The organism is uncultured Nocardioides sp., assembly GCF_902805925.1.
In the GTDB taxonomy this organism is placed as follows: Bacteria; Actinomycetota; Actinomycetes; order Propionibacteriales; family Nocardioidaceae; genus Nocardioides.
The window spans coordinates 1-9,343 of the sequence record NZ_CADCUP010000072.1; the positions used below are offsets into that span (position 1 = coordinate 1).

Sequence of the window (9,343 nt, forward strand, 5' to 3'; positions counted from 1 at the left end):
GAGATCGACACACCCTGGGGGACCACGACGGCCCCGGACGCGGCGTCGGCGCGCAGCTGGTCGCGGGTGAACCAGCGGGCCTCCTCGATCTCCGCGCCGTCCACGTCGATGACGTCGCTGGTGGCCCGTGCCACGAAGCCGATCATGATGCTCGCCGGCAGCGGCCACGGCTGGTTGCCGAAGTAGGTCACCTCGCCGACGGGGGTGCCGACCTCCTCCATCACCTCGCGGCGTACGGCGTCCTCGAAGGTCTCCCCCGGCTCCACGAAGCCGGCCAGCGTCGACCAGCGGCCCGCGGGCCACACCGACTGCCGGCCCAGCAGGATCCTCTCGTCGGCGGATCCGGGCTCACCGAGCGTCACGGCCATGATCACCGCCGGGTCGGTGCGCGGGAACTGCCGCTTGCCGCACGAGGTGCACCGCAGCTCGTGGCCGGCGTGGCGCGGCTCCAGCGAGCCGCCGCAGCGCGGGCAGAACCTCGTCGCCTGCAGCCACTCCGCCAGCCCGATGGCGTGGAAGAGCCAGGGTGCGTCGTCCTCCCCGCGCTCGCCGAGGTAGGGGAAGAGGCCACGGAGGGCGATCCAGTCGTCCTTTCCCCCGGGGGCGTCGGCCGGGTCGCAGACCAGCGCGAACCTCGTGACGCCGTCCCGCTCCCCCAGCAGCACCCGGATCCCCTCGGGCGCCTCGGCGGGCGACACCCAGTCGACACCGCCCTCCACGGGGCGGATGCGGGTCCCGGCGACCACCAGCACCCGGGTGGTCGGGTCGCCCCAGCGGGCCTCCAGCCAGGCGTCGTCGGTGCGGTGCAGGCCCTCGCGGTTGTGCGCGTGGGCCGAGAGGGCCAGGTGCGGGAGGCTGCGGCTGCGATCGCCGGCGTCCTGGGTGCTCACGCGGCCACCGTACTTGGGTAGTTTCCACGTCCATGAGCACCCACATCGGCGCCGCCGCCGGCGACATCGCCCCCACCGTCCTGATGCCCGGCGACCCGCTGCGTGCCCGCTGGATCGCCGAGACGTTCCTCGACGACGCGCGCTGCTACACCGAGGTGCGCGGCATGCTGGGCTACACCGGGACCTGGCACGGGAAGCCCGTCTCGGTGCAGGGCTCCGGGATGGGGCAGCCGTCGCTGGCGATCTACGCCACCGAGCTGTTCGCGGAGTACGACGTGCAGTCGGTCGTCCGCGTGGGCTCGTGCGGCGCGCTCACCGAGAGGCTGGCCGTGCGCGACGTCGTCATCGCCTCGGCGGCCTGCACCGACTCGTCGATGAACCGCCACCGGTTCCACGGCTACGACTACGCGCCGGTCGCCGACTTCGGCCTGCTGCGGGCGGCGTACGACGCGGCGGTCGAGCAGGGCGTGGAGCCGCACGTCGGGCTCATCTTCTCCAGCGACTCGTTCTACTCACCCCGCGTCGAGCTGATGGCGCCGATGGTCGAGCACGGCGTGCTGGCCGTGGAGATGGAGGCGAGCGCGCTCTACACGCTCGCGGCGAAGCACGGCCGGCGGGCACTGGCCATCTGCACGGTCTCCGACCACATCGTCACCGGTGAGGAGACCACGGCTGCGGAGCGGGAGCAGACGTTCGGCGCGATGGTCGACATCGCGCTCACGGCTGCGCTGGCCTGAGCAGCGCCTCGAGCCCCGCCCGGTCGGGCAGGTCGGTCGGCTCGACGGTGCGGCCGCTGCGCACGTAGTGGAACGCCGCCCGCACCCGCTCGTGGTCGAGGCCGTGCAGCTCGGCCCACGCCACGCGGTAGACGGCGAGCTGGAGCGGGTCGGCCGACTCGTGGCGGTTGGTCTTCCAGTCGACGAGCACGAAGCCGTCACCCTCGGCGTAGACGGCGTCGATGCGGCCCCGGACGACCTGGCCGTCGAGGACGATCGCGAACGGCGCCTCGACGGCGTAGGGCAGGCGCTCGGCGAACTCGCCCGCCTCGAAGCTGGCGATCAGCTCGGCCAGGTCGTCCTCGTCGTCGATGCCGGTGTCGAGGCGACCGGGCAGCTCGTCGGGGTCGATCAGCCCCTGCTGCCCGAAGCGCGTCTCCACCCAGGCGTGGAACCGGGTGCCGAACCGCGCCGACGCCGAGGGCTTGCGAGGCATCGGCCGGGCGAGGTCGGCGGCGAACCGCTCGGGGTCCTCACGCAGTCTCGCCAGGGCGGTGGCCGACAGGCTGCTCGGCAGCGCCACCTCGATGGTGTCGGCGCGGTCGCGCCGAGCCTCCTCGAGCAGCCGCGCCAGCTCGGCGTCCCACTGGGCGACCTGCTCGGCGACCAGGATGTCCTCGACCGGCTCCTCGGGCACGCCGGCGCGGAGCGCCTCCTCCGCCTCGGCGATCCGGCGCGCGGCGTCGAGCCGCCGCTCCACCTCTGCTGTGTGGTGGGAGATGGGCCAGGGCAGGTCGGGGTCGCGCGAGGCGTAGGGGCTGACGTCGTCCTTGAGGACCGGCGGCTGCCAGAGGAGCGGCTCCTCGCCCCAGCTCGCGACCGCCTCCCGGGTCGCCCGGAGGTACGCCGAGGCGCCGAGGCCGCGCTTGAGCGAGGGGCGCCAGCACCAGGCGCTCGCGACGAGGTCGTGGCGCGCGCGCGTCCAGGCGACGTAGCCGAGCCGGAGCTCCTCGGTCGCCTCGTGCTGCTTGGCCGCGGCGGCGTACGCCTTGATGTCCTCGGGAGTGTGCCCGCCGAGCCTCGGCAGGTCGCGGTGGTCACCGCGGAGCACGTTGGGCATCACCGAGGGGACGGTGAGCCAGCTGCTGCGTGACTGGTTGGTGGGGAACTTGTCCTCCGTGACGCCGACCAGGAAGACGACGTCCCACTCCAGCCCCTTGGCGCGGTGCACCGTGAGCAGCTTGACGGAGTCGGCCTCGGACGGCGTGGCGACGTCGAGCCCCTGGCCGAAGCTGTCCTCGGCCTCCAGCCACGCCATCAGCGCCGCGAGGGTGACCTGGCCGTCGACGGCCTGGAACTCCGCCACCGCCTGCACGAAGAGGTCGAGGTTGTCGCGCCGCGCTGCTGCCGCGGGGCTCACCGACGACGCCAGCTCGACGTCGATGCCGGTCAGGTCGATGATCCGGCGCACGAGGTCGAGGATCGGCTCGTTGCCAGCCGCCCGGAGCCGCCGGAGCTCGGCGGCGAGCAGGGCGAACCGCTCGCGCGCCTGCGGTGAGTACGGCAGGTCGCCGGGGTCGTCGAGCGCATCACCGAGAGCGGCCGTCTCGGTGGGGTCGGCACCCTCGACCGCGGTGACGAGCTCGGCGGCCACGCTCGGGCGTTCGCCGCGGCGGGCCGGGCCCCCACCTGCCAGGTCGCGCGCCCGGCGGCCCAGCAGTGCGAGGTCGCGGGGCCCGATCGCCCATCGCGGCCCGGCCAGGAGCGTGAGCAGCGACGGGTTGTCGGTGACGTCGGAGACCAGGCTCAGCGTCGCGACCACCTCGGCCACCTCCGGAAGCCGGAGCAGCCCCTTGAGCCCGACGATCTCGACGGGCACCTCCCGCCGGGTGAGCGCGTCGAAGACGTCGGCGGCGTGGGAGTTGTTGCGGGTCAGCACCCCGATCTCGTTCCACCGGGGGGTGGGCATCGCGGCGTGGTGGGCGACGACCTGGTCGGCGAGCCAGTCGAGCTCGTCGTCGTAGGTGGCGTGCAGGGCCACGGCGACGGACCCGTCGGCCGCACCCGGCTTGGGCTCCAGCGGCCGCACCTGCGGCAGCGCGGCGTAGAGGTCGGCGGCGAGGTGGTTGGCGGTGTGGAGGATGCGTCGGTCGGAGCGGCGGTTGACGGTGAGCGGGTACGTCGTGGGGGCGCCGTCTCGGGCGGGGAAGTCGCGGCCGAAGTCGAGGATGTTGGAGACCGACGCGCCGCGCCAGCCGTAGATCGCCTGGTTGGGGTCGCCCACGGCGGTGACCGGGTGGCCGAGCCCCGAGCCGGCGTCGGCGCCGGAGAAGAGCCGGCGCAGCATCAGCGCCTGGGCCACGGAGGTGTCCTGGTACTCGTCGAGCAGGACCACCTTGAACGCGCTGCGCTCGGCCTGCCCCACCTCGGGGCACTGCTCCGCCAGCCGCGCCGCCAGCGCGATCTGGTCGGAGAAGTCGAGAAGGCCGAGCTGCGCCTTGAGCGCGCGGTAGCCGGCGACGAGGTCGAGCAGCTCGGCCCGCCGGTCGATGGCCAGGACCGCCTTCTCGTTGAGGGCCCGGTAGGTGCTGCGGGACTCCGCCGCCATCCCGTCCACGAACAGCGGTCGCTCGGTGGTGTCGTGGGCCCGCACGGCGGCCGGGTCGACGAGGTGCTCGCTCATCTCGGCGTCGAGCGAGAGGAGGTACTGGACGACGTGGGCCGGTGAGTCGCTGAGGTGCTCGACGGTGCCGGCGTGACGCTGGACCGCCCGGGCGGCCAGCTGGTAGCGCGAGGCGTCGGCGATCAGCCGGGCGTCGGGCTCGTGGCCGATCCGCAGGCCGTGCTCGACGAGCAGGTTGGCGGCGTAGGAGTGGTAGGTCGAGACGGTGGGCTCCTCCACCTCCTCGGCGTCGGGGTCACGGAGGTCGGCCCGAGGGAGCAGGCCGGCCGCCCGCAGGGAGGCGCGGATGCGGTGGGACAGCTCGGCGGTGGCCTTGGTGGTGAAGGTGAGGCCGAGGACCTCGTGCGGCTGGACCCGACCGGTGGCGACCAGCCAGACCACGCGGGCGGCCATCACGGCCGTCTTGCCGGACCCGGCGCCCGCGATGACGACTGCCGGCTCGAGGGGCGCGGTGATCGCGGCGAACTGCTGGGCGCTGAAGGTGAAGTCGGCGCCCATCACGTCGCGGAGCTGCTCGGGCGTGCTGAGGTCGCGGCCCGTCACGAGAGCACCGACCCGGAGGTCTTGTCGGGGCAGAGCGCGGTGAAGGCGCAGCGCTCGCACTGCTTGCCGGGCCTGACCACGAACTCCTCCTGGCGCACGGTGCGGGCGACCTGCATCAGCTGGCGCTCGACGAGGGTGACTCCCTCACCGTCGGGCTGCTGCGGGCCCTGGACCTGCTCCTTGGGGAGCTCGGCGCCCTTGCGGAGCTGCACCAGCTGGGCCCCGCCGGGCTCGGCCGGCCGCCCCACGAGCTCGTCGGCGGCGCCGTGGGCCACCGCGTGCTGGTAGACGCCGAGCTGCGGGTGATCCAGGACCTCCGGAGCGGTGGGAGGGTACTTGCCGGTCTTGAGGTCGACCACCACGACGCGGCCGTCGTCATCGAGCTCGAGCCGGTCGGCGTAGCCGTGCAACCGCACCACCTGGCCGTCCGGCAGCTTGACCTCGGCACTGATCTCCGCCTCGGTCGAGAGCAGCGTGCGTGCGCCGGGGCGCTGATGCCAGGCGACGAAGCGCGTCAGCGCGGCCTCCACCTCGGCGCGCTCGCGGGAGGCCGACCACGGGGTGCGGAAGTCCATGCGGCCCCACACGTCGTCGACCAGCCGCATCACCTCCTCCATCGCCGCAGGACCGGCCGGGAGCTCGTCCTTGGCGATGCGGTCGGCGAGCGCGTGCACGACGTTGCCGAAGCCCTGCATGGCGGAGCTGGGGACCGACCCACCGGCCTCGCGGGCCAGGAACCACTGCGCGGGGCAGGTGAGCAGGCCCTCGACCGCGCTGGCGGACAGCACCAGGGGCTCGTCGCCCGGGCGCACCGGGCGGTCGGCGCGGCTGGGACCACGCAGCCCCCACCACGTCGCCGGGTCGGCGTGCGGGGCCACCGCCCGGCCGTTGACCTGGGCGGCCGCCAGGGCGGCCAGCCGCCGGGCGGCGGCGTCGCGGAGGGAGTCGGGCCGGCTCGGGTCGGCGAGGGTGCGCCGGAGCTCGGCCACGAGCCCGGCCAGGGAGAGCGGACGCTGGGGCCGGCCCACCCGGTGGACACGCTGGACGCCCAGCTCGTCGAGAAAGCGGGAGGGCTGCTCGCCCTCGTCGTCGGGGGAGGCGACGGCGGTGACGACGAGCCGCTGGCGGGCGCGGGTGCTGGCGACGTAGAACAGGCGACGCTCCTCGGCGAGCATCGCCGGGGTGGTGACCGGCGGCAGGAGCCCGTCGCGGCTGATGCGGTCGGCCTGCAGCAGCGAGTCGCGGCGGCGCAGGTCGGGCCAGCTGCCGTCCTGGACGTGGGCGACCACCACGAGACGCCACTCCAGTCCCTTGGACCGGTGGGCGGTGAGCAGCCGCACGGCCTCGCCCCGCACCCCCCGGTCGGCGAGGGTGTCGGCCGGGATCTGCTGCTCCACGAGCGTGGCGAGGAACGACGCCACGGAGGTGTGGCCCTTGCGCTCCTCGGTGAGGGCCGCGGTCTCGAAGAGGGCGCAGATGGCGTCGAGGTCGCGGTGGGCGAGCCGCGCCGCCTGGCCTCCCGCTCGGGTGGTCGCCCGGAGCCGCCGACCCCAGTCGGTGCCCTCCCACAGCACCCAGAGCACCTCCTCCACCGTGTCGCCGGCCTCCAGCGCGACGCGGGCCCGGGCGAGGACCCCGGCGAACCGGACGGCCCGGTCGACCGAGGAGCCGTCGAGACCGTCGAGGAAGCCGGGCTCGAGCACCGCCCGGCGCATCAGGTCCCGCGAGGACACGCCGGTGTCGTCGCGCTCGCGCAGCCGGCGGGCCAGGGCACGCAGGTCGGTGGCGTCGAGGCCGCCGATGGGCGAGGTGAGCAGCGCCTGCACGCGGTCGGGGCCGACGAAGTCGGGGTGGGTGGGGTCGTCGACGTCGGCGTCGACCACCGCACGCAGCGTGTCGAGGAACGGCAGCACGGCCGGCTCACGGACCAGCGGGGTCTCGTCGCTGGCCACCTCGACGGGGACCCCGGCGGCCCCCAGCGAGCGCCGGAGGGGCGGGATCATCGCCCGGCCCGACCGCACCAGCACGGCCATGTCGTCCCAGGCGACGCCGTCCTCGAGGTGGGCGCGGCGCAGCAGGTCGGCGATCTGCTCGGTCTCGGCGCGCGCGGTGTCGAAGGTGAGCACCTCGACCCGGCCGGGCCCCAGCTCGTGGACGACGGGCGTGGGGTGCCGGAAGGCCTCGTAGGCCGACGCGGGGATGGCTCCGCTGATGCCGATGCCGGCGGCGATCGAGCGGGAGGCGCGGAGCAGCCGGGAGCCGAAGCGGCGGGTGGTGCCCAGCGCGACCACCGGCGACGGTGACCCGTCGGCCTGCGGGAACTCGGCCGGGAAGTCGAGGATGCCGCGCACGTCGGCGCCGCGGAAGCCGTAGATGGACTGGTCGGGGTCGCCGACCACCACGAGGTCGCGGCCGTCACCGGCCAGCGCGCGCAGCAGCCGCACCTGGCTGGGGTCGGTGTCCTGGTACTCGTCGACGAAGACCGCGTCGAACCGCGCGCGCAGCTCGTCGCGGTGGAGCTCGGCCTCCACCACGGCCCGGGCGACGAGGTCGGCGTAGTCGATGGCGCTCTGGTCGCCGAGGTTGTCGAGGTACTGCGCCATGAAGGCCCCGGCCGCCTCGAGCGCCGGCACGCGCTCGACCCTGCCGAGTGCCGCCAGGTCCTCGGGGTCCAGGCCGCGCTCCCGGGCGCGCGCCAGCACCGCGTGCACCTCCTTGGCGAAGCCGCGGGTGCCCACCGCAGCCCGCAGCGCCTCGGGCCAGCGCACCGCCTCGGGGGTGTCGGCCAGCAGCTCCTGGAGGACGACGTCCTGCTCGGGCGCCGACAGCAGGCGCAGCGGGGCGGCGTACAGCTCGGCCGGGGCGTAGCGGCGCACCAGCGCGTAGGCGAAGGAGTGGAAGGTGGAGCTCATCGTGGTGGCGGTGGTGCGACCGAGGCGGGCGGTGACCCGGTCGCGCAGCTGCTCCGCCGCCTTGCGCGAGAAGGTCAGCGCCAGCACGGAGGCGGGGTCGGCCCCGCGCTCGACCCGCTGCACGATCGCCTCGACGAGCGTGGTCGTCTTGCCCGTGCCGGGCCCCGCGAGCACCAGGAGGGGGCCGCCCGGGTGGTCGACCACGCGCTGCTGATCGACGTCGAGCGCGGGCACCACCGCAGCGACGTCGCGCCGGGTGAGGGCGTACGTCGTGGGGGCGGTCGCTGCGGTCATGGCGCAAGCCAATCACGCGCCACCGACACCGCGCCGGACGTCTGCCCGGCGCGGTGCGGGAGGTCAGCCGAGGTCGACGATGGCGGCCACCGGTCCACCGCCGTCGGGGCCCTGGTGGGCCGCGGACACCGACACGAACACGGCCGGGTCCCCGGTCACCGCGGCGGTCACCCCACCGACGGCGGCCTTGATCTGGCGGTGCCAGTGGACGTCGGAGTCGTCGAGCATGGCGTTGCGGCGTCCGCGCACCTGGCCGTCCTGCGACACCTCGCACTTGAGGAAGACGTTGACGAGCCGGCCGTCGAGGTCCTCGGTGCGCGGCCGCTCGGGCAGGTCCAGGCCGGCAGACCGGATCGCCTCCCAGATGCCGTCCTGGTCGAGGGCGTCGTCCATCACCGAGTGGCCGACGCGGTAGCGGCCGCCGACACCGGTGGCGTTGCCGACCACGACGACCTGGGCCTGGTCGAGCTCGACGCCGGAGGAGCAGGAGGCCACGGCGGAGTAGAGGTCGCGGTTGTGCATGACGTCCTCGTCGGTCGGCATCTCGATCTCGCCGAGCGCGACCGCGATGCCGAGCGCGGTGCAGCCGTTGGAGAGGTCCATCGACTCGTGGGTGTGCTCGGTCCAGACCGTCTTGCCGCGCGACTTGGCGTCGCGGATGGTGTGCACGGTGAGCAGCGGGGTCTTGGTCTGCACGTAGTGCACGTCGGCGACGTCGGTGATGCCGGCCTTCTCCATCGCGACCTTCACGGCGTCGGCGACCTTGGTGACCATGGCGACGCGGCCGATGTCCTCGGGGAGCAGCCGCTCGCTCATCGCGAAGCCGACCGTGAGGCGGGGATCGTCGGTCGGCTCCGCGTCGGTGGTCGCGAAGATCGTCGCGTGCGGGCTGATCACGCCGTCGGTGCCGCCTGACCACACGATCGGGACCTGCTTGACCGCCTCGGCGGGCGCGCCCTTCTCGACCAGCACCTCGCGGAACGCGCGGTCCGAGATGATGCGCGTGTAGTCGTTCACCCCGCCGTTGCCCTCGGTCTTGCCGATGATCGCGATGACGCGGTCGGCCGCCATCACGCCGTCGTCGATGAGCCTCGCGAGCTCGGAGGCGTCGGCGACGGAGTGGATCGGGACCTTGCGGACTTCGATGGCGCTGGGCATGGGGTTCCTCTCGGTTGCGGCTACGGGTTCGGTACGACGACGGTGCCGGTGTCCTCACCGGTGACCGCCGCGACGATGGAGTCGAGGTCGGTGATGACGGCCCGGGCGCCGCCGTCCTCGACGAAGCGGCAGACGGCGTCGACCTTG

Annotated in this window: 5 protein-coding genes; 1 reads left to right on the plus strand and 4 read right to left on the minus strand. The window is 74.2% G+C overall.

Features of this window, described 5'->3' with window-relative positions; all coding sequences use genetic code 11:
- Window positions 1-890: NAD(+) diphosphatase (gene nudC, locus QZX64_RS05155; RefSeq protein WP_295657514.1), on the minus strand; the 890-nt coding region annotated here is incomplete at its 3' end.
- Between the two features lie 32 nt (window positions 891-922).
- Between nudC and deoD the strand changes: the two genes are divergently transcribed.
- Complete coding sequence (deoD, locus tag QZX64_RS05160; RefSeq protein ID WP_295657516.1) at window positions 923-1,627, plus strand: purine-nucleoside phosphorylase; 705 nt, start codon at window positions 923-925, stop codon at window positions 1,625-1,627.
- Here the strand turns inward: deoD and QZX64_RS05165 are convergent.
- The 3 genes from QZX64_RS05165 to QZX64_RS05175 all read right to left on the minus strand — a co-directional run bounded on the left by QZX64_RS05165 (window position 1,608) and on the right by QZX64_RS05175 (window position 9,196).
- On the minus strand, window positions 1,608-4,832 hold the full coding sequence (locus tag QZX64_RS05165) for an ATP-dependent DNA helicase (RefSeq protein WP_295657518.1): 3,225 nt from the start codon (window positions 4,830-4,832) through the stop codon (window positions 1,608-1,610). The genes deoD and QZX64_RS05165 overlap by 20 nt on opposite strands.
- Window positions 4,829-8,038, minus strand: a complete 3,210-nt coding sequence (locus QZX64_RS05170) for an ATP-dependent DNA helicase (RefSeq protein ID WP_295657520.1) — start codon at window positions 8,036-8,038, stop codon at window positions 4,829-4,831. The genes QZX64_RS05165 and QZX64_RS05170 overlap by 4 nt, the downstream gene beginning before the upstream one ends.
- Before the next feature lie 63 nt (window positions 8,039-8,101).
- Entirely contained in the window at window positions 8,102-9,196 is a 1,095-nt protein-coding gene (locus tag QZX64_RS05175; RefSeq protein ID WP_295657522.1) for a ring-opening amidohydrolase, read from the minus strand.
- Between the last annotated feature and the right edge of the window lie 147 nt (window positions 9,197-9,343).

Coding starts and splice junctions, on each gene's coding strand:
- QZX64_RS05170 (WP_295657520.1), bottom strand. CDS start 8,038: ATGACCGCAGCGACCGCCCCCACGACGTACGCCCTCACCCGGCGCGAC.
- deoD (WP_295657516.1), top strand. CDS start 923: ATGAGCACCCACATCGGCGCCGCCGCCGGCGACATCGCCCCCACCGTC.
- QZX64_RS05175 (WP_295657522.1), bottom strand. CDS start 9,196: ATGCCCAGCGCCATCGAAGTCCGCAAGGTCCCGATCCACTCCGTCGCC.